This window comes from Nocardioides baekrokdamisoli, from assembly GCF_003945325.1.
Classification (GTDB): domain Bacteria; phylum Actinomycetota; class Actinomycetes; order Propionibacteriales; family Nocardioidaceae; genus Nocardioides; species Nocardioides baekrokdamisoli.
The window spans coordinates 2531901-2557619 of sequence record NZ_AP019307.1 but is presented as its reverse complement, the minus strand read 5'-3'; the positions used below and the strand labels follow the sequence as shown (position 1 = coordinate 2557619).

The following is a 25719-nucleotide window of genomic DNA, read 5'->3' as shown; positions in this document are numbered from 1 at the left end:
CCAGGGAAGTCACATCCCGATCCTACCGAGGCGGCACTCGCCGGAGTCAGTACGGAGGGTTCTGGTCCGGCTGGGACCTACTCCTCGTCGCGGTGGCTAACCGCGCGCGCCTTGCTCGCTTCGCTCGCTCGTGGGCGCGTTCGCGCCGATGCTCCTTCGGAGTAGGTCCCAGCCGGACCAGAACCCTCCGTCCCACTCACGAGAGTTTCACAGGGGCGACGATGTCCGCGTAGATCAGGACCACGCTGATCACCAGGATGAGCGCGGCGCCGACATAGGTGACCGGGAGGAGCTTCGCCGAGTCCAGTGCGCCCGGGTCCGGCCTGCGGCGTACGCGCGCCCATCCCCGACGGATCGCGTCCACCAGTGTGGTGGCGATGCCGCCGCCGTCGAACGGGGGCAACGGGACCAGGTTCACCAGGCCGAGGAAGAGGTTGAGGCCCGCGAGGAGCAGCACGAGAGACATCAGCCGGGCCCCGAGCGGCACTGCCTGGTTCTGGACGACCTCACCGGAGATCCGGCCGGCGCCGACGATGCTCATCGGACCGTTCGGGTCGCGGGTCTCGAGCCCAAGCGCGGCTCGCGCGACGTGGTAGACGCGCTGTGGCATGTGCCCCAGGGTCGACAGCACGTGTCGAGTGCTGTCCTTCATGGTCGAGAGGACGAACCCGAAACCTTGCTGCTGCCGGGCGGTATCGGGCTCGACGCCGAGGAAACCTGCCCTGACGGTCTGGGTCGGATCACTGTCGGAGGGGACGTTGTTGACGACGGTCGAGATCGGCCCGACGACCATCGGACGACCGCCGCGAACGATGCCGATCGTGACCGGGCCCGTCCCGTTGGCACGGATGGCTTCCCGGAACTGGTCGTAGTTCTCCATCCTCACGCCATTGAGCGTTGTGACCGTGTCGCCGACCTCGAGTCCCGCCTTCGCCGCCGGGGACGCAGGCGCACCCTTGGGGCATTCGGTCGGCGCCTCCGCTGCGCGGACGGCGAGCACACATTTGTTCACGACGCCGATCGTCAGGGTCGGGCTCTGAACTCCATACCCCATGAAGACGACGGAGTAGAGGGCGAGCGCGAGCACGATGTTGGTGGCCACACCCGAGCCCATGATGACGACCTTCTTCCACCACGGCAGCTGGTAGAAGAGTCGGCCGTGATCGTGGGGGCCGACGTGCTCGTACTCCGCCGCGCGGGCGTCGCTGATCAACTGGCTGAACATGCCGGTCGGCCGACTCGGAACCGTCCCCGGGGCCGCTTCAGGCCCGGGCGGGAGCATCCCGACGAGTTTCACGTAGCCACCGAGCGGCACAGCCTTGAGGCCGTACTCGGTCTCTCCCCGCTGACGGCTCCAGATGGTGCGCCCGAAGCCGATGAAGTACTGGGTGATCTTGACGTTGTAGAGCTTGCCGGGGATCAGGTGGCCCATCTCGTGCAGGCCGATCGAGGCCGCGACGCCGAGGATGAAGAGGATGACCCCGCCGAGGTAGAGCAAGGTACTCATCCGATCACACGCCGCTCAACAACGGCCTGAGCGCGGTCGCGGGCCCAGGCATCGGCGGCGATCACGTCATCGACCGTACGCGGTGCCGACAAGACGATCGGGTCGGAGCCGTCCAGCACCGTGGCGATCGTGTCCACGATCTGTGTGAAGGCCAGGCGGTGCGACCGGAACGCCTCCACGGCGACTTCGTTCGCGGCGTTGTAGATGGCCGGCTGCACTCCCCCAGCTTTACCAGCCCGCCGAGCCAGCGCGACCGCTGGGAAGGCCTGGTCGTCGAGCGGGAAGAACTCCCACGTCTGCGCGCTCGTCCAGTCCACTGCCGGGGCGGCATCGGGGATCCGCTCGGACCCGGCGATGCCCAGCGCGATCGGGATGGCCATCGTCGGAGGACTGGCCTGGGCGAGCGTCGAGCCGTCGTTGAACTCCACCATCGAGTGCACCACCGACGTCGGGTGCACGACGACCTCGATGCGGTCGTACGGGATCCCGAAGAGGAGGTGGGCCTCGATCACCTCCAGGCCCTTGTTGACCAGGGTGGCCGAGTTGATGGTGATGACCGGCCCCATGTCCCAGGTCGGGTGGTTGAGCGCCTCATCCACGGTGACCGCGGCGAGCTCGGCCCGCGTACGCCCCCGGAACGGACCGCCGCTCGCGGTCAGCACCAGCTTGCGTACGTCCTCCGCACGACCGGCAGCCAGGCACTGCGCCAACGCACTGTGCTCGCTGTCGACCGGGACGATCTGTCCCGGCGCGGCGCGCTCCAGGACCAGGGGGCCGCCCATGACCAGGGATTCCTTGTTGGCGAGCGCGAGCGTGTTGCCGGCCTCCAGGGCAGCCAGGGTCGGGCGCAGTCCGACCGCACCGGTGATGCCGTTGAGGACCACATCGGCCTCGCGACCGGCGGCCTCGACCGACGCCTCCTCGCCAAGGCCCGAGTACGCCGGCCTGAACTCGGCCACCTGCGCCTCGAACAGCTCCCGATTGCCGCCCCCCGCGGTCATCGCGACGACCCGGAACCTGTCCGGGTTGCGGCGTACGAGGTCCAGCGCCTGGGTCCCGATCGACCCGGTCGACCCAAGAATCGTCACATCACGCTTCGCCACGCAGCGATTCTGACAGGCGTCGGTATGGAAGGCTCAGCGTCATGAGTCGCAGGCGGTCCGTACGCGCTGACGAACTCGCCCGACTGGCCTCGCTGCCGGCCGCCGAGCCCACCTCACCGGTCGATCAGGAACGCACCTCGCTGTACACCGCAGACGAGTTGTACGACGGTGACCGCTACCGCGACACCCTCGACGCCCGCGCGTACGCATGGTCCCGCAAGCCGCACGACCGCAGCGCGGCACGCGAACGTGCGGTCCACGACTTCTCGATCGACGAAGCTCTCGACAGCTGGATCACCGGGCGTCGGATCGTCGGGATCATGGGCGGGCACCAGGCGGTGCGCGGAGACGAGAACTACCGACAGACGGCAACCCTGGCCCACCGACTCAGCAGCCACCTCACCATCGCGACAGGCGGTGGGCCGGGCGCCATGGAGGCAGCGAACCTCGGGGCGTCGTACGGCCACGAGACCGCCTCGACCCTCGAGAGGACGATCGACGACCTGGCACAGGTGCCGACGTACGGACCGTCGATCTCCCAGTGGGCGAAAACGGGTCTTGCGGCTCGTGCGGAGGTGCCGCGTGACACCCTCGGGATCCCCACGTGGCACTACGGCGACGAGCCGCCGAATGTCTTCGCGACGGCGATCGCGAAGTATTTCAAGAACGCCCAGCGCGAAGCGATCCTGCTCAACATCTGCAATGCCGGGATCGTCTTCCTGCCGGGCGCGGCGGGCACGGTGCAGGAGATCTTCCAGGACGCGTGCGAGAACTACTACGCCGTACCCGACCAGGTCACCCCGATGATCCTGCTCGGGGCCGAGTACTGGACGCAGACGCTGCCGGTGTGGCCAGCGCTCAGTGCACTCGCGGCGACGCGGCCCATGGCCGCGCAGATCCACCTCGCGAACTCGATCGACGAAGTCGTCGACCTGCTCCGCTGAGCTGCTTTTCGGCGATCACTTCACGGTAATGGTCGATCAGGCGCGAGTTGATCGCGGCCCACGACCGACCCTCGACGGCCTTGCGAGCGGCGCGGGCGAACGACCGGCGCAGCAGGTCGTCGCTGGCCAGCCTCTCGACATATCCAGCAAGGTCGGCGCGGTCGCCCGGCGTGTAGAGGAAGCCGGTGACCCCGTGGTCGACGATGTCGATCGGCCCGCCCTGGTTCGGCGCGATGACCGGCAGGCCGGACGCGAGACCCTCCTGGGCCGCCTGACAGAAGGTCTCGTGACGGCCGGTGTGGACGAACACGTCGAGGGAGGCGTACGCGGCACCGAGCTCCTCGCCGTGGAGCAGACCGAGGAAGTGCGCCTTCGGCATGAGCTTGCGCAGCCGCTCCTCGTCGGGGCCTCCGCCGACCAGCACCAATGAGTAGCGCGGGTCGTTGTGGAAGACGTCGAGGAGTTCGAGTTCCTTCTCGACCGCGAGGCGGCCGACGTACCCGACGATGAGCTCACCGTTCGGCGCAAGGCGCGTGCGCAACTCGCTGTCGCGGCGCGACGGGTCGAACTGCTCGACATTGACACCGCGCGGCCACAGCACGTTGTTCTCGATGCCGAGACCCTCGAGTTGCGCGATGCTCGCGCTGCTCGGGGCAAGGTTGCGGTCAGCCGCGTTGTGGATCTTCCGGGTGAGCTTCTTCATCGCCTTCGCGAGGCCAGTCACGTGGTAGCGGTCCTCGTAGCCCTTGGCGAAGCCGACCATGTCGGTCTGGTAGATCGCCACCACCGGGATCCCGAGCTCCTGGGCAGCCTTGACCGCCGCACATCCCATACTGGCCGGACTCGCCACGTGCACCACGTCGGGGTCGAAGTCGACCATGTATTTCTTGAACCGCTTGCGGCTCTCCATGCCGATCCGGAAGTCGTCGTAGGCCGGCAGGGTGATGCCTCTGGTGACCACGACCGGGAAGCCCATGTACTCCCCGCTCTCCGGGGCCGTCGGGGCCAGCACCATGGCGTCATGGCCCTGCTCGGCGAGGTGCTCCAGGACACGACGTACGGAGTTGGTGACGCCGTTGATCTGCGGCAGGAAGGACTCGGTCACCACGAGGACGCGCAGCGGTTCGCGCTGCAGGGTGACGGTCTCAGGACGCTCCGCAAGGATGCTCGTCATGCTTCGAGGGTGAGCGCGCCGGACGACCTGCCGGGTGGCCGAAAGTGACGTGTTGGTGAATCCGACGCGTCACTTCCTGCGGGGTCGAGCCGACGACCTTGTGCGTTTGTGAACCAGTCTCCGGGTGTTCACCTCGGCGCCAACTGCGGGCTGCGTGACGTCAGGCGTGACAGTTCGTCGCGATGTAGGTGGTGATGTGGGCGATCGCGGCCTGGAAACCGGTCATCGCGCCCGACATTGCCGTGTAGTCGTGGGAGACCGCGGCCTGCAGGTAGGTGGCCACGAGCTGCATGTCCGCCTTGATGGCGTCCGGAGCGTCTGCGGCAAGCTTGGTCCACGCCGCCAGGACTCCGGCTGCGTCCTTCGACTGGGACAGCGACGCCAGGTCCGCAGAATTCAGCCCGGTGCACAGCGCGGTGAGGCTCGGGACCATGCTCGGCATTCCCATGGTCTCGCTGGGCGTCGACGAGGTGCTTGGCGCCGCGCTGCTGGGCGTACCGCCTGCCGTGGACGAACTCCCGCACGCGGTGAGCACGCCGCCCGCGAGGAGCAGGGCTGCGCCGACTGCAGCGCGAGACAGTGGGAAAGAGGTGCGAATCATGGCTGGTCCTCTCAGGTCACGCATAGGTTTGGGCTCAGTCTGGACCCGGTGCGTCGTCCTGTCGAGAGTGCCTGGCACACCCCCGAAAAGGGGAGGTCAGCGCTCCTCGGCGGCCAGTTGGCCGCAGGCCGCATCGATGTCGCTGCCGCGGGTGTCCCGAATGGTCGTCGACAGGCCGCGACGCTCCAGTGTGCGTACGAACTCGTCCATCACCTCGTCGAACGACCGGGTGTACTTCGAGCCGCGGACCTCGTTCAACGGGATGAGGTTCACGTGCACCCAGTGCATCCCGTACACGCCGAGGACGTCGGCGAGCAGGTCCGCGCGATGCGCCTGATCGTTGATCCCGCGCATCATCGCGTACTCGATGGAGACTCTGCGGCCGGTCTTCTCGAAGTACTCGTAGGCCGCGGCGACCGTCTCCGCGACCGAGAAGCGGGTGTTGATCGGGACGAGTTCGTTGCGCAGTTCGTCGTCCGGGGCGTGCAAAGACAGCGCCAAGGTGACCGGTACGCCCTCATCGGCGAGTTGCTTGATCCGCGGGACGAGCCCGACCGTTGACACGGTGACGTGGCGGGCTGACAGCCCGAGTCCGGCTGGTGCCGGATCAGTGAGACGGCGTACGGCGCCCACCACTGCCTTGTAGTTGGCGAGCGGCTCGCCCATGCCCATGAAGACCACGTTGGAGAGTCGGCCCTCTCCACCGGCGACGTCCCCGTTCGCCATGGCGCGAGCACCGACGACGACCTGGTGGACGATCTCGGCGGTCGACATGTTGCGCTGCAGACCGCCCTGGCCGGTCGCGCAGAACGGGCAGGCCATGCCGCAGCCGGCCTGGGAGGAGATGCAGATGGTGGCGCGATCGGAGTACCGCATCAGCACCGACTCGACGAGCGAGCCGTCGAAGAGCTTCCACAACGTCTTGACCGTCGTCCCGGCGTCCGCCGACTGCTGCTTGATCGGGGTCATCAGGTCCGGGAGGAGCGCGGTGACGAGTTCCTCGCGCTGGCTTGCGGGGAGGTCGGTCATCTCCGCGGGATCGTGCACCAGCCGACCGAAGTAGTGGGTCGACAACTGCTTGGCCCGGAAGCCCGGGAGGCCCATCTCGGTGAGCAGGTCCTTGCGGCCGACCTCATCGAGGTCTGCCAGGTGCCGCGGCGGCTTCGCGCGGCCACGCGGGGCTTCCATGACGAGCGGCAGCGCCTTGACCTCGCCTGAGCGCTCGCGACCTTCGGACATGTCGCTCAGTGTCCCACCTGACGGTGCCGCCGATAGATTTCTCGCGTGAGCACCAAGGTCTCGTTCCCCAGCGTCGTCGGTCCCGAACTCGTCGGCCTGATCGATGAACCGCAGGGTCCGGTACGCGGCTGGGGCGTCTTCTCCCACGGGTTCACCCTCGGCAAGGACTTCCCGGCGTCGGCCCGGATCTGCAAGCAACTGGCCAGCGAAGGCATCGGCATGCTCCGCTTCGACAACCTAGGGCTCGGACAGTCGGGCGGCGACTGGGGCGACGGCTCGTTCACCGTCAAGGTCGAGGACACCATCCGCGCGGTCGAATTCATGGCCTCCCGTGGGACGCGGGCCACCCTGCTGGTCGGGCATTCGTTCGGTGGGGATGCGGTGATCGCAGCGGCCGCTCGCTGCCCCGACGTCAAGGCAGTCGCGACTGTCGGAGCGCCCTCCGAACCGGTACACGTGGAGAAGATGTACGACGCCGTCGTCGGGAAGGTACTGGCGGACGGGTCCTCACCGTGGCTTGTCGCCGGCCGTGCATTGACGCTCAAGAAGGCGTTCGTCGAGGACGTACGCGCCTCAGACCTGACGGGGTGCGTGCGCGACCTTCACCGGCCGCTGCTGATCATGCACTCCCCCACCGACGACACTGTCGGGATCGACAATGCAGGCGCCCTGTTCGTAGCGGCCCGGCACCCGAAGAGCTTCGTCTCGCTCGAGGGTTCCGACCATCTGATGACGGCCCACGGCCAGGCTCAACGAGCCGCGCGGATCATCAGTGCATGGGCAGAGCCATACCTGACGGACGTCGACGGCGCGAGGCTCGTCGACCCGAATTGACCGAGATCGGTTCAGTGCCCCTTGAGCACCCAGTAGTGGAGGACGAGCCAGACCGGCGCGACCGTCGCGAGGAGCGAGTCCAGGCGATCCATGATCCCGCCGTGGCCGGGAATGATCTGGCTCATGTCCTTGACGCCGAGGTCACGCTTGATGACGGACTCGACGAGATCACCGAGCACCGCCATCGCCACCGCGATCACGCCGAGCAGAGCGCCGACGTACCAGTGCCCGTGGAAGAGCCAGATGACGAGGCCGATGCCCGCACCGCAGGTCGCGATCGCTGAGCCGGCGAAGCCCTCCCAGGACTTCTTCGGGGAGATGATCGGCGCCATCGGGTGCCTTCCGAGAAGGACTCCGGCCACGAAGCCGCCGACATCGGAGGCGACGACGAGGGCGATGAACGTCGCCACGCCGCGGACTCCGAGGTCATGCAGGTCCGAATCGGTCGACCAGCGACGTCCACCTTCAGACAACAACATGGCGACAAAGGCCGCGAGGAACGGCAGATAGATCACGGTGAAGATTGCTGCGGTTGCGGTGCGTACGTAGCCCTGCACGCCGCGGCGGAACAGATACAGCAAGGTCCCCAGCGCCGTCATCGCGGTGGCCGTCACCAGGGCATTCGCGCCCCAGACATACGCCGAGGCGATCATTGCCGCTCCACCGACGGTGATCGGCAACTGTGGGAGGTCGATGTCGACCGCACGCAGGCCCCGTCGCAGCTCCCACACAGCCAGACTGAGTGCAGCAATGACAACCAGGATGAACAACGACTTCACGAACAACAGCGAAGCCGCGATCACTCCGACCAGGACGGCTGCAGTCGCGAACGCCAGTGGTATGTCCCGGCCAGCCCGGCCATGATTCTTCGCCTCAGGGGCGTCGGAGCTCGTACTCATCGAGGATGCGTCGGTGGAAGACGGAGTGTGAGGTCTCAGACCTCGAGCAGCTCCGCCTCCTTGTGCTTGAGCATGTCGTCGATCGCGTCCGTGTGCTTCTTGGTGGCGACGTCGAGCTTCTTCTCCGCACCGGTGACGTCGTCCTTGCCGACCTCGCCGTCCTTCTCGAGCTTCTCGAGGTTCTGCTTGGCCTTCTGGCGTACCTGACGGATCGAGATGCGGCCCTGTTCAGCCTGAGCCTTGGCCTGCTTGACGAACTCCTTGCGGCGCTCCTCGGTCAGCTCCGGGAAGACCGCCCGCAGCACCTTGCCGTCGTTGGACGGGTTGACGCCGAGGTCGGAGTCGCGGATCGCCTTCTCGATCGCCGGCATCGCCGAGATGTCGAAGGGCGCGATCATGATCGTGCGCGCGTCCTGCGAGGTGAAGGTCGCCAGGGCCGACAACGGCGTCGGCGTGCCGTAGTACTCGGCGTTCAGCTTGTTGAAGACCGTCGGCGTGATGCGGCCAGCGCGGATCGTCGCGAAGTCCTCACGGGTCGAGTCGACGGACTTGCCCATCTTCTCGTCGGCTTCGTTGAGGATGTCGTTGATCACAGCTTTTCTCCCTGTTTCGCTACTACCGCTGGTCGAGTAGCTGCTGAACGCAGCGTATCGAGGCTTCAGCCTGCGCTGACGAGCGTGCCAATCTTCTCACCCTGAACGACGCGCAGGATGTTGCCTTCCGGCTCCATGCCGAACACCACCATCGGCAACTTGTTCTCACCGCACAACGCGAACGCGGTCTGATCCATGATCTGCAAGCCCTCGGCGAGTGCCGTCTCGTACGTGAGCTCGTCGTACTTCTTCGCCGTCGGGTCCTTGCGCGGGTCGGCGCTGTACACGCCGTCGACACCGCTCTTGGCGACCAGGACGACGTCGCACTTGCTCTCCAGCGCACGCTGGACGGCGACCGTGTCGGTGGAGAAGAACGGCATGCCCATGCCTGCACCGAAGATCACGACGCGCCCCTTCTCCATGTGGCGGATCGCCCGACGCGGGATGTACGGCTCGGCGACCTGGCCCATGGTGATGGCAGTCTGCACGCGGGTGTCCACGCCTTCCTTCTCGAGGAAGTCCTGGAGCGCGAGGCAGTTCATGACGATGCCGAGCATGCCCATGTAGTCGGCGCGTACGCGGTCCATGCCGCGCTGCTGGAGCTCCGCGCCGCGGAAGAAGTTGCCACCGCCGGTCACGATCGCGATCTGCGTGCCGTGCTCGACGACAGCCTTGATCTCCTTCGCCACGGCCGCGACGACGTCGGGATCGACGCCCACCCTTCCGCCACCGAAAACCTCACCGGACAGCTTGAGCAGGACCCGCTTGTACGTCACGGCGTTCACCCTATCGAGTAGGTGTCGTATATGCGCAGACGCCCATGAAGCACGAAAGCCCCTGCCACTCGGCAGGGGCTTTCGCAATGCGTACGCGGACGGCGTCACAGCCGTCCCCGGTCCTCAGACCTCGAAGCGGGCGAACTTGCTCACAGTCGTGTTCGCAGCGGCGAGTACGGCCTTGACCGACTTCTTCGCCTCGAAGACCGACTCCTGCTCCAGCAGGACGATCTCCTTGAAGAACGCACCGATGCGACCCTCGACGATCTTGGCGACGGCAGCCTCCGGCTTGCCCTCCTCGAGCGTCTTCTTGGTGAGGACGTCCTTCTCCTTGGCGACGACGTCGGCCGGAACCTCGTCGCTGGTGAGGAACTGGGCCTTCATCGCGGCAGCCTGCTGGGCAGCCTGCTTGGCCGCGGCCTCGTCACCGTCGAACTCGACGAGTACGCCGAGCGTCGGCGGCAGGTCGGCCGCCTTCTTGTGGAGGTAGACGGTCGTGGTGCCGTCGAAGTACGCGACCTGACCGAGCTCGATCTTCTCGCCGATGGTGCGAGCCAGCTCGTCGACGGTCTCGCCGACGGTCTTGTCGCCGAGCGAGACAGCCTTGAGGGCCTCAGCGTCGCCGACCTTGTTGGCGTCGGCCGCCTCGGCGATGGCCTGGGCAGCGCTGATGAACGCCTCGTTCTTGGCGACGAAGTCGGTCTCGGCCAGCAGGCTGATGAGGGCGTTGCCCGAGCTGGCGACCAGACCGGCCGAGGTCTCACGCTCGGCGGCGCGGGCGGCAGCCTTCGCCGCACCCTTGACGCGGAGCAGCTCGACGGCCTTCTCGAAGTCACCGGCGACCTCGTCGAGCGCCTTCTTGCAGTCCATCATTCCGGCCTGGGTCAGCTCGCGGAGCTTCTTGACGTCCTGGGCGGTGTAAGCCATGACAGTCCTTTTCTTTGTACGAGTTTGTGGGGCTGTTGCTGGTGTCATGCGGAAAGTCGCGGGCAGCCTAGTGGCCACCCGCGACTCCCAGATGAATGAATCAGGCCTGAGCCTCGGCCTCGACGGCCGGGGTCTCCACCGGAGCCTCGATTGCCTCGGCGGCCGGAGCCTCAGTCGCCTCAGCAGCCGGAGCCTCGGTGGCCTCAGCGGCCGGAGCGTCAGCGGCCGGGGTGAGGAGTTCCTTCTCCCACTCCGCCAGCGGCTCGACATCGGCAGCCTTGCCACCGCTGCGGGCGACGAGGCCCTCGGCAGCGGCGTCGGCGATCACGCGGGTGAGTAGACCGACGGCGCGGATCGCGTCGTCGTTGCCCGGGATCGCGTAGTCGACGGCGTCCGGGTCGCAGTTGCTGTCGAGGATGCCGATGATCGGGATGCGGAGCTTGCGCGCCTCTTCGACGGCGAGGTGCTCCTTGTTGGTGTCGACGATCCAGATGGCCGCCGGAACCTTCGTCATGTCGCGCAGACCGCCGAGAGTCTTCTCGAGCTTGATCTTCTCGCGCTTCATCATGAGAAGTTCCTTCTTGGTGCGGTTCACCGCCGCGCCACCGCCCTCAAGGTCCATCTCCTCGAGCTCCTTGAGGCGGTTGATCCGCTGGTGCATCGTCGAGAAGTTGGTGAGCATGCCACCGAGCCAGCGCTGGTTCACGTACGGCATGCCGACGCGGGTCGCCTGCTCAGCGATGGCCTCCTGGGCCTGCTTCTTGGTGCCGACGAACAGGATCGTGCCGCCCTTGGCGACGGTCTCCTTGACGAAGGCGTACGAGCGGTCGATGTACGCCAGCGACTGCTGCAGGTCGATGATGTAGATGCCGTTGCGCTCGGTGACGATGAAGCGCTTCATCTTCGGGTTCCAGCGACGGGTCTGGTGTCCGAAGTGGACGCCGCTCTCGAGGAGCTGGCGCATGGTCACAACTGCCATGACAGATTCTCCAATTGTTCTCAGTTGTCTCACTCCCGGCGGATGCCGGTTGTGCCTGACGCCTGCGTACCGCCCGACTCCTCACGGAGACTGAGAGCGACACCCACGGGCGACCGACCCTGGCGGGTCGTCGTGGTCTGCGGACGTGCGAAGTCAACTCATACGAGTTGCGGGGTCCAGCCTAGTTCAGCGTGGGGTGGGTCACCAATCGCCGGAGTTCGTCCACAGGACGCCCGGTACGGGGGCGTCTCCACAGGTTCATCTGCAGCCCTCCGGTCTCCCCGACCGATGCCCCACGATCGCTGTATGCGAAGGACGTCACACGGCCTCAGGATCCGGCTCCTCCCCCGTGCCATCGCCGGCTCTGCCGTTGCCGGCGCGCTGGCTCTGTCTGGAGTCCCCGGCAGCGCGTCGGCCGCGGCAGCCGCGGGCGAGGAGCCGGTTCCTGCGGCCGTATGGCCGGTCGATCCCCACCCGGTGGTCGCCCCGTTTGATCCACCCGGATGTGCGTACTGCGCGGGACACCGTGGCGTCGATCTCGGAGCGCTTCCCCTGCAGGCCGTCCGTGCCGCCACCTCAGGAACGGTGACATTTGCGGGCGAGCTCGCGGGACGCGGCGTCGTCGTCATCGACAACGGCGCCCGTCGCGTCACGTACGAGCCTGTGGCGGCCGAGATTGAGACAGGGACGAAGGTGTCTGCGGGTGATGTCGTCGGGGTGATGGAGCTAGGAGGTTCGCACTGCTATCCCGACGCCTGCCTGCACCTGGGGCTGATTGATGACGCCAGCGACGACTATCTCGATCCGTTGACGCTGTTCGCCAGCGCGAGCGACGTCCGTCTCCTGCCGTTGTGGGCTGGCGAGGAGTTCGGTCTGGAGGTCGATCTGACCCGACTGTTCCATTCCCCATGAGGTCGGCTGGCCGGTTGGGGGCCACCGTGGCTATGCGCGCGGGTGAGCCTGCTTGTAAGCCTGCCGTAGTCGGTCAGAACTGATGTGCGTGTAGAGCTGGGTGGTGGAGAGCGAAGAGTGCCCGAGCAGCTCCTGGACCGATCTGAGATCGGCCCCGCCCTCCAACAGGTGCGTGGCCGCCGTGTGCCGAAGACCGTGGGGGCTCAGCCGAGGGGCGCCCGGAACGGCTGCCGTCCGATCGTTGACCACCCGGCGTACGACCCGAGGGTCGATCCGGTTGCCGCGAGACCCCAGGAACACAGCCAACGTCGGCGCATCTGGGCTCCGGAACGTCGGCCGACCACGCTCGAGCCACCGGTCCAGAGCTTTGGAGGCAGGACCGCCGAACGGGACCGTACGCTCCTTGCCGCCCTTGCCGAGGACCCGCAGGGTCCGGCGACCCATGTCGATCGCTCTCAGGTCGAGCCCGACGAGTTCGCTGACGCGGATGCCAGTCGCGTAGAGAATCTCGAGGATCGCCGCGTCCCTGAGCGTTGCCGCATCATCGGTGTCCGGATCGAGCTCCACGGCCGCGACCATCGCCTCTGCTTCGTCCGCTCGCAGGACCGGGGGCAGGACCCGATGAGCCTTCGGCGAGGCAAGCAACGCGCCCGGATCGGTCGCGACGCGCCCGGTCCGATGGAGCCAGCCGGTGAAGGTCCGCGCAGCCGTCGATCGTCGAGCGATGGTCGTACGCGCCCGTCCCATCGTCTGTTGCTTGGCCAGCCAACTCCGCAGCAGCCGCAGATCAATGTCCGACGGGTCGGTGGCGCCGAAGCGGGTCGCGTGCTCGAAGAGGCTGGCGACGTCCCCGATGTATGCCCGCACACTGTGGTCGGACATGTTGCGCTCGAACGTCAGATGGCGTTCATAGTCTCCCAGAAGGCGCGCGAACGCCTCAGGAAGCAGACCTGCCTCATCAGTCACAGGAGTCACACTACGTCCGGAGCGCCAGCGAGGTGAGCACCCAACGGCCACAGTCTTGGGCCACGAGGCCGCGTACCTCGGCACGCTGGAGGACCGCAGCGACATCCAACGGCGAGACCGCAGCTGCGGCCGATACCTCCTCCAGGGTCATGGCCCGGTCCACCTCGAGCGCGTCGATCACCTGCTTCGCACGGCGGGTCAGTCGATCGCGCGGCAGCACCTCCGCCCTCCGGTCGGCGACCGCGTGACTTCCCATCGGTGCGGAGGCCTCAAGCACCTCCGCGCCACGCGTGACGAGCAGGCCGCCTCGCCTGATCAGTTCATGAGCCCCTTGCGACTGCGCAGAGGTGATCGGCCCGGGCACTGCCATCACGGGTCGGCTCAGCCGATCGGCCCAGGTCGCGGTGTTGAGCGCCCCGCTGCGAATCGCGGCCTCGACCACGACCACTCCTTCGGAGAAAGCCGCGATGAGTCGGTTGCGGGACAGGAAACGTTGGCGTTTCACGGTCTGACCGGGGGGCAGTTCGGACACGACGGCACCCGTCCGGGCGATGTCGTCGAGCATGCTTCCGTGGGCGACCGGATAGGCCACGTCGACTCCGCATGCCAGCACCGCCACGGTCGTCCCGCGCATCGAGAGCGCACCGAGATGAGCAGCCCGATCGATGCCGAATGCGGCACCAGAAACGACCGGCCGGTCCGCGACGACCAACTCGCCGGCGATCTGCGCTGCCACGTTGCAGCCGTACGTGGTGGCATCTCGGGCACCGACGACAGCCACCGACTGCGTCAGTCGGCCGAGGCGAGCCGGTCCCCGGACCCACAGTCCGACTGGAGCGCCCACCATCTCCTGAACAGGCTCGATGTGGTCGAGATCGTCCAGCCCAGCGGGCCACTCATCGTCCTCCGGAGTGACGAACCGGATGCCAGCCTGTGCCGCGCGTTCCAGGTCGGCGGCCGCGTTCACGGACGCCAGGCGGCTCCCGACATCCGCGGAAGCCTCGTGCAGCCTGGGGTCGTTCCCGGCAACCAGGCGCGACACGATGTCGGCGGCCCCGTAGTGAGCCAGCAGAGCGGGTAGCCGGAGATCGCCGGGCTCGAACACCTTCGACAACGCGACACGGGCCAGGCGATCCGGGCTCACCCTGCCCTCCTCGACAGCGCATGCTCCGGCAGGGAGTCACCACGACGCAGGCGCAGGGCGACCTGAACCTCCTGCAGCCCCGGCTGATCGACCTCGGCGAGGTCCGCAACCGTCCACGCCAGCCGATGCACCCGGACGCCGCCGCGTCGGCTCAGGTGGCTGCCCATGATCGCTTGATCGATCTCGCGCTGGGCCTCGTACGGGAGCGGCCACCTCTTCCGCAACATCACCCCTGGTACGTGCGCGTTGAGTCGCCAGTCGAAACCGCGGTATCGCTCAGACTGGCGTTGCCGCGCGGCCTCCACCCGCTGACGAATCTCCGCGCTCGTCTCCAGCGGCGCGAGCGCAGCATCGGCGACCATCGCCGGATTGAGCCTCACCGTGATGTCCACGCGGTCGAGGAGGGGTCCGCGGATCCGGCGTTCGTAGTCACGCAGCTCGGTAGAACGGCACCGGCAGTCACCGTTCGCCAGGCCCTTGTTGCCGCACGGGCACGGATTGGATGCCATCACGACGATGCTCCGGGCCGGAAGGGTCACGGACTCATCCCCGCGGGCAACGGTCACTTCACCGCTCTCCAACGGTTGCCGGAGCGCATCGATCACATCCGTGCGGAACAAGGGGAACTCGTCGAGGAGGATGACGCCGCCGTGGGTGAGGGACAGCAGACCGGGACGGACACGACCGGTCCCTCCTCCGACGAGACTCGGCTTCGAGCAGTCGTGATGAGGCGCCGAATACGGAGGGCGCAGCGTCAATCCACGGGCCGGATCGAGGAGCCCGGCAAGAGACTGCAGGGCTGTCAGTTCGACGGACACCTCCGGATCGAGATCAGGAAGGATGGACGGGATCCGTTCCGCCAGGGACGTCTTGCCGCATCCCTTAGGTCCCGAGAATCCGAGGTGATGGCCTCCGGCGGCAGCCACCTCCGCGGCGTACTTGGCCTCACGCAGGCCGATCAGGTCCGACATGTCGACCTCGTCGAGCCGGTCCTCCCCCCGCCATGAGAGCAGGGTCCCGCCGGACGACTGCGGGACCGGTGGCGCCCATGGCACCTCCTCGCCGCGGAGCATGGCGACGACCTGAGCCAGCGAGCGCACACCGATGACGTCGATCCCCGGCAACAGGGACGCCTCCGCCACCTGGGTCTCGGGCAGCATCACCCGGGTGATCCCTCGCTGCGCCGCCGCCAACACCATCGGGAGCGCGCCGGCGACAGCGCGTACGCCGCCGTCGAGCGCCAGTTCCCCGATCAGGAGGAGGTCGTCCAACTCGGCATCTGGCAGGTATTGGTTGGCGGCCAGGATCGAGCAGGCAAGGGCGAGATCGTGGTGGGTGCCCGTCTTGGGCAGGTCCGCCGGAGAGAACAGCACGGTCATCCGCTTCGTCGCGGGCCATTCGATGCCGCTGTTGATGATCGCCATCCGTACGCGATCCCGGCCCTCCGACACCGCAGAGTCGACGCGTCCCACGATCGTGAGGCCCACCTGCCCGGGCGAGACATCAGCCTGGACGTCGATGAGGTGCCCGACGGCGCCGCGCAGCGACACGGTGTGGGCCAGTCCGTACGCCATCAGAGAAGTCCTCGTACGTGCTCGACCTGGGCGGCTCCGTGGCCACGTGCGAGCACAGCCACCAGATCGATCCTGATCGCAGGCGGCGGGTTGCCCAGACGCTCAGCAGCCCATCGGACCGCGAGGCGCTGGAGCCGATCGAGCTTGTCGGCCGCGACCGCCTCATGCGGTGAGCCGTACGTCTCCGTGGACCGGGTCTTCACCTCGCAGGCGACCAGGACGTCGCCGTCGCGCATCACCAGGTCGAGTTCGCCCTCGGAGCACCGCCAGTTGCGCTCGAGCACAGACATCCCGAGGTCGGCGAGATACCTCGCCGCCACCCGCTCGCCATAGGCTCCTACCGCCTGATTGCGTAGCCCCACCATGCCGCCTCCGATCTCCAGATGCGTTGAGCATCCGTGAGACCGCCGACCCTTCAGGATCAGTCCGGAACCACCTGTGGGAAACCGAGGAGACGGATGCCACTGTGGAGACAGGCTGGCTATTCGGCCAGGGAGGATCCTCCACATGAGGCCGTCGGGATGGCGAGCAGACTGGCACCCGCGTACGTCGTGCCCGCAGCGCCGAGGACGGTCGCCAAGGTGCCGCTGAGCAGGGTGTTGAGTTGATTGGTGAGCGGCGCCAGCAGGTTCCCCAGGTTGATGCTGACCAGGCCCAGCAGAGTCAACTGCGTCTGCGCGTTGGTCAGGTCGATCCCGAGCGTGCCCGAGGACGTCTGCAAAGCCGTGGTGTAGTTCGCTGGCAACTGGAGGGTGTAGGAACCTGTCGTTCCGGCGCCCGGCGCACCGGTGTCGACATCCCCCTGGATCAGGCCGAGCACGTTGGAGACGTGAGCCTTGATCCTGATGTTCGCGAGCGTCTGGTTCGTGACGTTGATCTTCATCGTCGACGGCGAACAGGCCGCGGTCGTGTCGCTGGACGCCGTGGCGTTCGCCAAGGTGACGATCACGTCGAGTTTGGTCGCGTACCCGCCGAGGAGCACGCTGCCCAGGGATCCGCTGGGCTGCGCGGCAAGCTCGATGGACACCTGGGAGGACGTCGCGTTCGCCCCGTTGCACCCCTGCACCGGCGGAGTGATCACCGTGGCGGACGCCTGGATGGCGCCGATGCCCGGCACGTTGATGTCCAGACCCGGGATCCTGAGCGCATTGCTGCCATTGGCGAGGATCAGCGACCCGTCCAGCAACGTCCCGAGGTTGACGTTCGCGTCAGCGGCGCTGCCGAAACCGGTGCCGAGGTTGACCAGCCTGCCGATCTGCAGCGGCTGACTGGCCAGCGCGCCGATGTTGGCCTGGAGTGCCTGCAGCGCAGTGACGCTGGCGGTGTTGCCGTTCTGGGTCATGACCGTGATCGCTGCCGCCACGAACTGGCCGATGGTCGTGCTCTGCGTCAGCAACGCTGAAGGCGTGCCCACCCCCAACTGGGTCGCGATCGCAGTGAGCGACACGCTGGTGTTCACGATCCCGGCAGACGACAACGCGGTCGCGGCGGCACTGATCCCGAGCTTGGAGAGCAACGGGCCGATGATCGAGTTGTTGGTGTCGACGCCGAGGGCGAACGACCCCACCGAGTAGCACTGGTTGGCAGGTAGAGCCTTCGCGATGGCCGACCGGCACACCGAGCCGGAACCGGCCCCGACCGCCTGGGCGAAGAAGCGGTCGACGGTGGCGCGTACGACTACCAGAACGGCGTTCGGGGACGAACCGCCAGCGGTGAAATAGGAGTTCGAGGAGCTCGACCCGCAGCCCAGGTTGTGGTCGGAGACGAAGGTGGAACCCACGGTGCCGACGACAGCCGTCACGGTGGTCCCGGCCGCCGAGGAGCCTGCGATCACGGTGCTCCGGGCTGAGGAGTTCTGGGCGACGGTCGTCGCCGCCGAGTTGGTCAGCCCACTGTTCGTTGCCAGCGCCCGCGCGGCGTCGAGAGCGGCCGTGTCGGCCACCGTCTGGGCATCCTTGCGAGCAATCCGCTGCACGCCGAGATCGATCGACAGCGCGGCCGTGGGGATCGCCACGAACGTGATCGTGAGCGCAACGATGACGGCAGTCGCACCGCGCTCCCGCTGCTGCCAGGTCCGGCCCCGCAGCCAGCCCATCAACTGACCTCGACCGTCGAGACGAATGTGAGTGTGGACGGCACGATGATGCCCAGACCGGGGATGTTCGGGATCAGCGGGTTCGTCCGGTACGGATACGTCAGGGTCACCGTGACGCAGGTGTGGCTCGCGTCATTGGCGCAGGTGGCCGCCGCCGAGACGGTGCAGGTGAGGTACGAGGTGCTCTGGGTGCCACTGCTGGTGCCGCACGCCTGGCTGTAGGACCCCAGCGCGTTGTTGACCGCCGCCGACGCAGCTGTCCAGGTCGAGGTCGAGGGTGCGGCAACCGCAGCCCGGGCGCCCTCGCCGGCGGCCTGCGACAGCGCCTGCCGATAGGTGAACATGATGCCGTAGCTGATCATCCCCCAGATGATGACGAGCAGCGGGATGAGCAGCAGCGCGAACTCGACAGCAGCCACGCCGCGCTCATCGTGGGACGCCACAGTCCTTCGGAATCGTCGACTCATCGCCTCATGCCTCCCCACGCGCGCCCAACTGGTGGTGGCCGGCCGCTGGAGACGACGCTATGAGGGATCAGGATCCGGTGGACCCTCCCCGATGGTCGATCGACCTAGTCGCTTGGGACCAGGGACGTACGAGTTTCGTACTAGTCGATCGCCGGATTGAGGTCGGTCGGCGCCAACGTCTCCACGTTGACGTCCTTGAACGTCAGCACCTTGACCGCCTTGGCGAAGCGCGCGGGGCGGTACATGTCCCACACCCAGGCGTCGTTCATGGTGACCTCGAAGAAGACGTCGCCCGACTCCGTACGCGCCTTCACGTCGACCTGATTGCACAGGTAGAAGCGGCGATCGGTCTCGACCACATATTTGAAGATGCCGACAACGTCGCGGTACTCGCGGTAGAGCGTGAGCTCCATCTCGGTCTCGTACTTCTCGAGGTCCTCGGCACTCATGGAGTGGAGCCTAGTGACTCCAGCCCCGGAAGAGACCAGGAGCGACGGTGATGTCGCGTCGGACCCAGCCGGACGAGCGCGTCCATGTGCGCCGGCGCCGAGTAGCCCTTGTTGTCCGCCCAGCAGAACTCCGGGTGCTCGGTGTCGAGTTCGAGCATGATCGCGTCGCGAGTCGTCTTGGCCAGCACACTCGCGGCAGCGACACCGGAACACCGCATGTCGGCCTTGATCCGCGTCACCACCGGGGGCACGAGGTCGATGTCAGGATCGCCGAAGAGCGCCTCCTGCACGGGCGGGCTGAGGTAGTCGTGGTTGCCGTCCAGCAACAACAGGTCTGGCAGGTGCGTGAGCTGCGACAACGCGCGCCGACCAGCGATCCGCATCGCCGCCATCAACCCGTACTCGTCGATCTCCTCGGCCGAGGCGTGTCCGACCGCATGGTCCAAGGCCCACCGTCGGATCTTCGGTGCGAGCCGCTCGCGCATCGGCGCAGACAACAGTTTCGAGTCGCGTACGCCCTGGGGCGCCGACTTCGTCGCCGCGGAGAGAACGACCACGCCGAGCGTGACCGGACCCGACAGCGCTCCGCGTCCGACCTCGTCGACGCAACCGAGCAGCGTCGCGCCGGTGCGCAGAAGTTCGCGTTCGTAGCGCAGCGTGGGGGCAGTCACGAGATCTCCCCGAAGGCGGCAGGTCGTGACAGCCAAGTCCAGCGGCCGACCGGCCAGATGATCGCGAAGACCCGGCCGACCACGTTGTCCACCGGCACCCAGGGCACGTCGTGGCAGTCGGTCTCCGCTGCCGTGCACAGATGCACCGTGGAGTCAGCCGAATGAGCCCGGTTGTCCCCCATGACGAAGAGGTATCCGGGCGGCACAGGTCCGGCCGACCACCGGCAATTGGGGATCATCGGCCCGTAGCAGGTCTTGCCGTCCCAGACGCCCGGCACCGCGTACGTGTGCTCGTCGAGCGCGTGACCGTTAACGCTGAGCTGGCCCTGGGGGTTGCAGCAGGTGATCGTGTCGCCGGCGATGCCGATGACCCGCTTCACGATGTGGTTGTCGGACGGGTAGAGACCGATGGCGGAGAGGACACCGTTGATGCCACCGGGGTTGGCCGCGCGGTCATCCCAGCCACCGGGATCAGAGAAGACCACGACATCCCCGCGTATGGGTGACCCCGACCAGGTGGAGGTCTTGTCCACGAGGATCCGGTCATTGACGTGCAGTGTCGGCTCCATCGATCCGGACGGCACGTAGAACTGCTGCGCGAAGAACGTCTGCACCAGCGCAAACACGACGACGGCTGCCGCCACGACCAGGAGGATCTCCTGGCGGGCAGACAGCCGTCGTCGGAAAGACACGATGCTCCTTGATCGGGCGGCGCTTCGCGCCGCCAATTAAGTCGCGCTCGGGACTGAGTCGAGCGAGCTCGATCAGTCCTCTCGCCGCTCCTTAATTTTGGCCTTCTTGCCGCGCAGGTTGCGCAGGTAGTAGAGCTTCGCGCGACGGACGTCACCACGGGTGACGACCTCGATCTGCTCGAAGATCGGGCTGTGCAGCGGGAACGTACGCTCCACGCCGACGCCGAACGAGACCTTGCGGACGGTGAAGGTACGACCGACGCCCGAACCCGAGATCCGGATCACGACGCCCTGGAAGACCTGGACACGCGAGCGCGAACCTTCGATGACCTTGACGTGGACCTTGATGGTGTCACCGGCACGGAAGGCCGGGACGTCGGTGCGCTTCGCAGCGTTGCCGATTTCGGCGACGATGTTCGTCATGTTGCTCCTCGCGATCGCCACAGGTCAGCCGCGGTAGTTGTGGGCAGAGCCCAGAGATGAACCCGGTGTCCCACGTGATGGTCGACGCGTCGGCACCCCCTGTGGCGGGTGTCCGGCGCAGATCCTTCGAGGCAGGTTCTGATGTGAACTGCTTCGAGGCGATCCTTGACCAGCGGGACCGGACGATTTTGTCACACCGACGTCGGTCAGACCGAATTCCGCTGTCGCGGCTTCCGCAGCCGTACGGTTCCCGGGGGCGAGTCGCCCGACACGATCCGATATCCCGACTTGGTGTAGAAGCGTTGGTTGCGCTTGTTCCGGGAACCCGTGAACAGCTCGTACGCGCCGACCCCGTCGGGTGCGCGTGACTCGATGAAACCGAGCAGGGCCCGACCGAGTCCGCGACTCTCGAGACCGACCGCGACCATCACGCGACCGATGTGCCAGTCCTCACCGATCTGCCGACCGCGGACCGAGGCGACGATCCGGCCACCTTCGCGGCACACCCACGTCTCCCACTCGATGAACGAGTCGCGCAGCTCCTCGACGGTCTCGTGGAAGTGCGGGAGGTCCAGAGTCTGGTTCGCAAGCGCCTCGTTGACCCAACAGGACCGGGTGAGGACCAACAGCTCCGCAGCATCCGCGGGCACTGCGCGCTCCGGTCGAAGCGACTCAGATGAGGCCAGCTCGCTGACCGACAGCAGATCGGGGCGCCGCTCCGCAGTGCGTACGCGCCTCTGCTCGAGACGCCAGGCTGCGATCGCACCGTGGTTGCCCGACCGCAGGATCTCGGGCACCTCGTGACCGCGCCACGTCTGCGGCTTGGTGTAGCTGGGGTATTCGAGCAGGCCGTCCTGGTGGCTCTCCTCGACCAGGGATTCGGCGTTGCCCATGAAGCCCGGGATCAGGCGTACGACCGCCTCGGTGATCGCCAGAGCAGCGACCTCTCCGCCGTTGAGGACGTAGTCGCCCAGGCTCAACTCACGCACGTCAGCGATGGAAGCGGCATGGTCCAGGACACGCTGGTCGATGCCCTCGTACCGACCGCACAGGAAGACGAGGCGATCCTTCGTCGCCAGGTCCTCGGCATCGGCCTGGGTGAACGGCCGCCCGCTGGGCGTGGGCACGACCACGGTCGCGCCGGCGATGGCCAGCTCATCGAAAGCCTCACCGAACGGCTCCGGCTTCATCACCATCCCGGCTCCCCCGCCGTACGGGGTGTCATCGACGGTGTTGTGGCGGTCGTGGGCCCACTGACGGATGTCGTGGACGGCGATCTCCAGCAGCCCCGACTCGATCGCCTTGCCCGGGAGGCTCAACTGCAGAGGCGCGAGGTACTCCGGGAAGATCGTCAGGTAGTCGAGCTTCATCAGTCGTCCAGCGGAGTGACCAGGCCCGGGCGATCCGCGATGACGACCCGCTTCTCGGTCAGATCCACGGTCGGGACCAGCGCCGTGACGAACGGGACCAGCGCCTCGCGACCATCCGACGTCTTGATGATCAGCAGGTCCTGGGCGGAGCCGTGGGACACGTTGACGACCTCTCCGAGGTGCGTCCCGTCGAGGTCGTACGCACTCAGCCCGATGAGCTGGTGGTCGTAGAACTCGTCCGGGTCCTCCGGGACGTCCGCGTCGGTCAGGTTGACGCGCAGGAGCGTGCCGCGCAGCGCCTCAGCTTCGTTGCGGTTGCTGTAGCCGTCGAACAGGACGTGCAGCACGCCCTGGTGCCACCGCACATCGACGACGGTGAGGGTCTTCGGCGCCTTCCACGCGGGCGCGCCTTCGGGACCCCTGGAGACGCCAGACGGCGGGGCAGTCATCAGAGACTGCCCCGCCGCAAAGCGTCGTTCGGGTTCGTCCGTGCGGACGTCGATCGTCACGTACCCCTTGATGCCGTGGGGCTTGCCGATCCGTCCGACCAGAACTTCGACCGTGGAGGTCATGCAATCAGCGACGCTTGTCGACGTCGACGAAGTCGACGCGCGCGCCCTTCTTGCCGGCCAGGGCCGAGATGACCGTACGGAACGCGGTGGCCGTACGACCTCCGCGACCGATCACCTTGCCCAGGTCCTCGGGGTGCACGCGCACCTCGAGGATCGAGCCGTGACGCAGCTGCTTGTCGCGTACGGTCACGTCGTCCGGGTGGTCAACGACCCCGCGGACAAGGTGCTCGAGCGCCTCGGCGAGCATCAGGCCTCGGCCGGGGTCTCGTCCGCGGCGGCCTCGTCGGCCGGAACCTCGGCAACGGCCTCAACCGGAGCCTCCTCGACCGGAGCAGCCTTCTTCTTCGAAGACTTGGTCACGGCCTCGGCGGTCGGCTCGGCGTGAGCCTCGGCGAGAAGACGGTTGAAGGTCTCGAGCTTGTCGGCCTTCGGAGCGGCGAACCGGAGGGTGCCTTCCTGACCGTCGATGCCCTTGAACTTCTGCCAGTCACCGGTCACCTTGAGGATCGCGGCCACCGGGTCGGACGGCTGGGCGCCGACCTTGAGCCAGTGCTGAGCGCGCTCGGAGTTCACCTGGATGAAGGAGGGCTCCTCCTTCGGGCGGTAGAGCCCGATCTCCTCGATGACGCGGCCGTCGCGCTTGGTGCGCGAGTCGACCACGACGATGCGGTACTGCGGTACCCGGATCTTGCCCAGGCGCTTGAGACGAATCTTGACGGACACGTGGTTCCTTGAATGTGTGTACGGGTGAGAAGCCACGCGCTGGTGGGGAAACACCGACGCGGAAACTCGGGTGGACACTGCGCGATCGGTGAGAGGGCCGAACGCACAGGTTCAGCGTCTGATCTTGCCAGAGCAAGACGTTTCCGGGGAAATTGACCGTCATGAGTCCTTCCTCGCGGTGGCCGTGGATCCTGCCCTTTGCAATGCGCGTGCACCGGACTCGACGCTCGCTGCTCTGGTGGCTGCACGGCGTCACCGGTCGGGTGCGATGGGCTGCGGTGCGCGATGTTCCGGTGCTCGGGCACGTCGTGCGCACTCACGCATCCCCTCTTCTGCGCGAGCTCAGCCCTGCCGAGATGCCGTTGCAGCACGGCAAGGTCATCAACCTTCGGCTTGCCGCCACATCGGTCAACGGTGTCGTGATCCGCCCCGGAGAGAGCATGTCGTTCAATCGGCTGGTCGGTGACGCGACCGCGCGGCGAGGCTTCGTCGAGGGAATGCGGATCGCTCGCGGCGCGCCCGAAGCGGGAGTCGGCGGCGGCCTGTGCCAGCTCGCGAACGTGCTCCACTGGTTGGCGCTGCACTCGGACCTGACCGTCGTCGAGCGCACCGAACACGACGTCGATCTGTTCCCGGACAACGAGAGGCGCGTGCCCTGGGGATCCGGATGCACGATCGTCTACAACTACCTCGATCTGGTGATCCGCAACGACACGTCGGACGACTTCCAGTTCCTCGTGACGGTGGACGAGTCCGATCTCCGCGGCGAACTGCGCTCTGCTGCCGCGCAGCCGATCTGGCATGTCGAGGCTCGTGACGAGCGCTTCGAACTGGAAGGCTCCGAGGTCATGAGGAGCAACGAGTTGTGGCGTACGAGGGAGTCCGCGGACGGTCCGGTCGAGGAGTTGGTGCGGCGGAATCGGGCAAGAGTCGCCTACGACGTAGCGCCCGAGCGTCTGGCCGGCGGCGTCGGTTGAGCGTTCAGCGCTACTCAGGAGTGATCCTTCCTGAGGGCGAGGCCCGAGATCTGTACGTCGTCGGCGGGCGGATCACCTACGTTCCTCAGCCCGGTGCGGAGACCCAGACCCGCGGATGGATCGTGCCCGGACTCGTGGACGCTCACTGCCACATCGGCCTCGGACCGCACGGAGCCATCCCTGCGGATGAAGCAGAGGTGCAGGCCATCAAGGACCGCGACGGCGGCGCCCTGGTCCTTCGCGACTGCGGGTCGGCGAGCGACACCCGATGGATCGATGACCGCAGCGATCTCCCCCACGTGATCCGAGCGGGACGACACATCGCGCGAACCAACAGATACATGCGCGGGTATGCCGATGAGGTCGGGCCCGAGGACCTGGTCGCCGCGGTGCGTACCCAGGCCGTGCGCGGCGACGGCTGGGTCAAACTGGTCGGTGACTGGATCGACCGCGATGCCGGGGATCTCAAACCGTCCTGGGACGCGTCCGACTTCGCAGCGGCGATCACGGCTGCCCACGACTTGGGTGCGAAGGTCACGGCGCACTGCTTCGGCACCGACGTACTCCCCGGTCTGATCGCTGCCGGCATCGACTGCATCGAACACGGGACCGGACTGACCCCCGACCTCGTCGACCTCATGGTCTCCCACGGCACCTCGCTGGTCCCGACCGTCGCCCAGATCGGACTGTTCCCGTCGTTGGCTTCCGCGGCCGGTGCCAAGTTCCCGGCGTACGCGACCACCATGACGAGCCTGTACGAAGGTCGCCGTGAGGCCGTGATGAGCGCGTACGAGGCTGGCGTGCCGCTGTACGCCGGGTCCGACGGCGCGAACCAGCGCGGCCACGGCACCCTCCATCTCGAGGTCGCCGCGATGCACGCCGTCGGCATGTCCGCCGAGTACGCACTGGGCGCCGCGTCATGGCGTGCTCGCGAGTGGCTCGGGTTCAACCCGACACTCACCGAGGGCGCCCCTGCGGACTTCGTCGTCTATGACCGGAACCCACTGGACGACCTCTCGGTCCTCGCGACGCCAGCCGCGGTGGTGCTGAGGGGCACGCGCGTCGGTTGATGTGTTCTCGCGACGTGTCAGGTACGTCGCGAGAACAC

Annotated in this window: 29 protein-coding genes; 5 read left to right on the top strand and 24 right to left on the bottom strand. The window is 67.0% G+C overall.

Going from position 1 to position 25719, the window contains the following annotated elements; all coding sequences use genetic code 11:
* Positions 1-196: 196 nt before the first annotated feature.
* On the bottom strand, positions 197-1507 hold the full coding sequence (locus KCTC_RS12520; protein ID WP_125569575.1) for a M50 family metallopeptidase: 1311 nt from the start codon (positions 1505-1507) through the stop codon (positions 197-199).
* Positions 1504-2610, bottom strand: coding sequence for a 1-deoxy-D-xylulose-5-phosphate reductoisomerase (locus KCTC_RS12515; RefSeq protein WP_125569574.1), 1107 nt, complete (start codon positions 2608-2610; stop codon positions 1504-1506). Before KCTC_RS12515 ends, KCTC_RS12520 begins: the two co-directional genes overlap by 4 nt.
* Positions 2611-2651: 41 nt before the next feature.
* On the opposite strand from KCTC_RS12515, the gene KCTC_RS12510 reads away from it, so the two are divergent.
* Positions 2652-3554, top strand: a complete 903-nt coding sequence (locus tag KCTC_RS12510; protein WP_125569573.1) for an LOG family protein — start codon at positions 2652-2654, stop codon at positions 3552-3554.
* Here the strand turns inward: KCTC_RS12510 and KCTC_RS12505 are convergent.
* The 3 genes from KCTC_RS12505 to rlmN form a co-directional block, all read right to left on the bottom strand.
* Positions 3469-4728, bottom strand: coding sequence for a glycosyltransferase family 4 protein (locus tag KCTC_RS12505; protein WP_125569572.1), 1260 nt, complete (start codon positions 4726-4728; stop codon positions 3469-3471). The genes KCTC_RS12510 and KCTC_RS12505 overlap by 86 nt on opposite strands.
* 160 nt (positions 4729-4888) lie before the next feature.
* Positions 4889-5329, bottom strand: a complete 441-nt coding sequence (locus KCTC_RS12500; protein ID WP_125569571.1) for a hypothetical protein — start codon at positions 5327-5329, stop codon at positions 4889-4891.
* A gap of 96 nt (positions 5330-5425) precedes the next feature.
* The gene (gene rlmN / locus KCTC_RS12495) at positions 5426-6568 is read right to left on the bottom strand and encodes a 23S rRNA (adenine(2503)-C(2))-methyltransferase RlmN (protein ID WP_125569570.1); all 1143 of its coding nucleotides are present in this window, start codon (positions 6566-6568) and stop codon (positions 5426-5428) included.
* Between the two features lie 45 nt (positions 6569-6613).
* On the opposite strand from rlmN, the gene KCTC_RS12490 reads away from it, so the two are divergent.
* Positions 6614-7402 carry an alpha/beta hydrolase family protein gene (locus KCTC_RS12490; protein ID WP_125569569.1) on the top strand — a complete coding sequence of 263 codons (789 nt, stop codon included), beginning with the start codon at positions 6614-6616 and terminating at the stop codon, positions 7400-7402.
* Between the two features lie 11 nt (positions 7403-7413).
* Here KCTC_RS12490 and KCTC_RS12485 read toward each other — a convergent pair whose 3' ends face one another.
* From KCTC_RS12485 to rpsB, 5 genes are all read right to left on the bottom strand, one after another.
* The gene (locus KCTC_RS12485; protein ID WP_125569568.1) at positions 7414-8301 is read right to left on the bottom strand and encodes a phosphatidate cytidylyltransferase; all 888 of its coding nucleotides are present in this window, start codon (positions 8299-8301) and stop codon (positions 7414-7416) included.
* Positions 8302-8336: 35 nt separating this feature from the next.
* Complete coding sequence (gene frr / locus KCTC_RS12480; protein WP_197715306.1) at positions 8337-8891, bottom strand: ribosome recycling factor; 555 nt, start codon at positions 8889-8891, stop codon at positions 8337-8339.
* A 68-nt stretch (positions 8892-8959) separates the two neighbouring features.
* Positions 8960-9670 (bottom strand): UMP kinase, encoded by a 711-nt coding sequence (gene pyrH / locus KCTC_RS12475; protein WP_231998723.1) that lies wholly within the window; start codon positions 9668-9670, stop codon positions 8960-8962.
* 123 nt (positions 9671-9793) lie between these two features.
* Positions 9794-10597, bottom strand: a complete 804-nt coding sequence (tsf, locus tag KCTC_RS12470) for a translation elongation factor Ts (protein WP_125569565.1) — start codon at positions 10595-10597, stop codon at positions 9794-9796.
* 100 nt (positions 10598-10697) lie between these two features.
* A complete protein-coding gene (gene rpsB, locus KCTC_RS12465) occupies positions 10698-11576 on the bottom strand; it encodes a 30S ribosomal protein S2 (protein ID WP_125569564.1) in 879 nt (292 codons plus the stop codon).
* Between the two features lie 306 nt (positions 11577-11882).
* Here rpsB and KCTC_RS12460 point away from each other — a divergent pair, with 306 nt between their 5' ends.
* A complete protein-coding gene (locus tag KCTC_RS12460; RefSeq protein WP_125569563.1) occupies positions 11883-12488 on the top strand; it encodes a M23 family metallopeptidase in 606 nt (201 codons plus the stop codon).
* A gap of 30 nt (positions 12489-12518) precedes the next feature.
* On the opposite strand, the gene KCTC_RS12455 is transcribed toward KCTC_RS12460, so the two are convergent.
* The 14 genes from KCTC_RS12455 to rpsP form a co-directional block, all read right to left on the bottom strand.
* Positions 12519-13454: a tyrosine recombinase XerC gene (locus tag KCTC_RS12455; RefSeq protein ID WP_231998722.1), complete on the bottom strand. Its 936-nt coding sequence runs from the start codon at positions 13452-13454 to the stop codon at positions 12519-12521.
* Positions 13455-13464: 10 nt separating this feature from the next.
* Positions 13465-14598, bottom strand: a complete 1134-nt coding sequence (gene dprA, locus KCTC_RS12450) for a DNA-processing protein DprA (protein ID WP_125569561.1) — start codon at positions 14596-14598, stop codon at positions 13465-13467.
* Positions 14595-16172 (bottom strand): YifB family Mg chelatase-like AAA ATPase, encoded by a 1578-nt coding sequence (locus KCTC_RS12445; protein WP_125569560.1) that lies wholly within the window; start codon positions 16170-16172, stop codon positions 14595-14597. The genes dprA and KCTC_RS12445 overlap by 4 nt, the downstream gene beginning before the upstream one ends.
* Entirely contained in the window at positions 16172-16537 is a 366-nt protein-coding gene (locus KCTC_RS12440; RefSeq protein ID WP_125569559.1) for a YraN family protein, read from the bottom strand. Before KCTC_RS12440 ends, KCTC_RS12445 begins: the two co-directional genes overlap by 1 nt.
* A 116-nt stretch (positions 16538-16653) precedes the next feature.
* Positions 16654-18267, bottom strand: coding sequence for a pilus assembly protein TadG-related protein (locus KCTC_RS12435; RefSeq protein WP_125569558.1), 1614 nt, complete (start codon positions 18265-18267; stop codon positions 16654-16656).
* Positions 18267-18686, bottom strand: a complete 420-nt coding sequence (locus KCTC_RS12430; RefSeq protein WP_164512589.1) for a TadE/TadG family type IV pilus assembly protein — start codon at positions 18684-18686, stop codon at positions 18267-18269. Before KCTC_RS12430 ends, KCTC_RS12435 begins: the two co-directional genes overlap by 1 nt.
* Before the next feature lie 188 nt (positions 18687-18874).
* Complete coding sequence (locus KCTC_RS12425) at positions 18875-19183, bottom strand: DUF2469 domain-containing protein (protein WP_125569556.1); 309 nt, start codon at positions 19181-19183, stop codon at positions 18875-18877.
* On the bottom strand, positions 19180-19854 hold the full coding sequence (locus KCTC_RS12420; protein WP_231998720.1) for a ribonuclease HII: 675 nt from the start codon (positions 19852-19854) through the stop codon (positions 19180-19182). Before KCTC_RS12420 ends, KCTC_RS12425 begins: the two co-directional genes overlap by 4 nt.
* A complete protein-coding gene (gene lepB / locus KCTC_RS12415; RefSeq protein ID WP_231998719.1) occupies positions 19851-20546 on the bottom strand; it encodes a signal peptidase I in 696 nt (231 codons plus the stop codon). Before lepB ends, KCTC_RS12420 begins: the two co-directional genes overlap by 4 nt.
* Before the next feature lie 72 nt (positions 20547-20618).
* Positions 20619-20969: a 50S ribosomal protein L19 gene (rplS, locus tag KCTC_RS12410; protein ID WP_125569554.1), complete on the bottom strand. Its 351-nt coding sequence runs from the start codon at positions 20967-20969 to the stop codon at positions 20619-20621.
* 206 nt (positions 20970-21175) lie between these two features.
* A complete protein-coding gene (gene trmD / locus KCTC_RS12405) occupies positions 21176-22339 on the bottom strand; it encodes a tRNA (guanosine(37)-N1)-methyltransferase TrmD (protein WP_125569553.1) in 1164 nt (387 codons plus the stop codon).
* Entirely contained in the window at positions 22339-22911 is a 573-nt protein-coding gene (gene rimM / locus KCTC_RS12400; RefSeq protein ID WP_125569552.1) for a ribosome maturation factor RimM, read from the bottom strand. The genes trmD and rimM overlap by 1 nt, the downstream gene beginning before the upstream one ends.
* Before the next feature lie 4 nt (positions 22912-22915).
* The gene (locus KCTC_RS12395; protein ID WP_125569551.1) at positions 22916-23158 is read right to left on the bottom strand and encodes an RNA-binding protein; all 243 of its coding nucleotides are present in this window, start codon (positions 23156-23158) and stop codon (positions 22916-22918) included.
* The gene (gene rpsP, locus KCTC_RS12390; protein WP_125569550.1) at positions 23158-23634 is read right to left on the bottom strand and encodes a 30S ribosomal protein S16; all 477 of its coding nucleotides are present in this window, start codon (positions 23632-23634) and stop codon (positions 23158-23160) included. Before rpsP ends, KCTC_RS12395 begins: the two co-directional genes overlap by 1 nt.
* A gap of 161 nt (positions 23635-23795) precedes the next feature.
* On the opposite strand from rpsP, the gene KCTC_RS12385 reads away from it, so the two are divergent.
* Positions 23796-24611, top strand: a complete 816-nt coding sequence (locus KCTC_RS12385; RefSeq protein ID WP_125569549.1) for a VanW family protein — start codon at positions 23796-23798, stop codon at positions 24609-24611.
* Positions 24608-25681, top strand: a complete 1074-nt coding sequence (locus tag KCTC_RS12380; RefSeq protein WP_125569548.1) for an amidohydrolase family protein — start codon at positions 24608-24610, stop codon at positions 25679-25681. Before KCTC_RS12385 ends, KCTC_RS12380 begins: the two co-directional genes overlap by 4 nt.
* Positions 25682-25719: the final 38 nt, after the last annotated feature.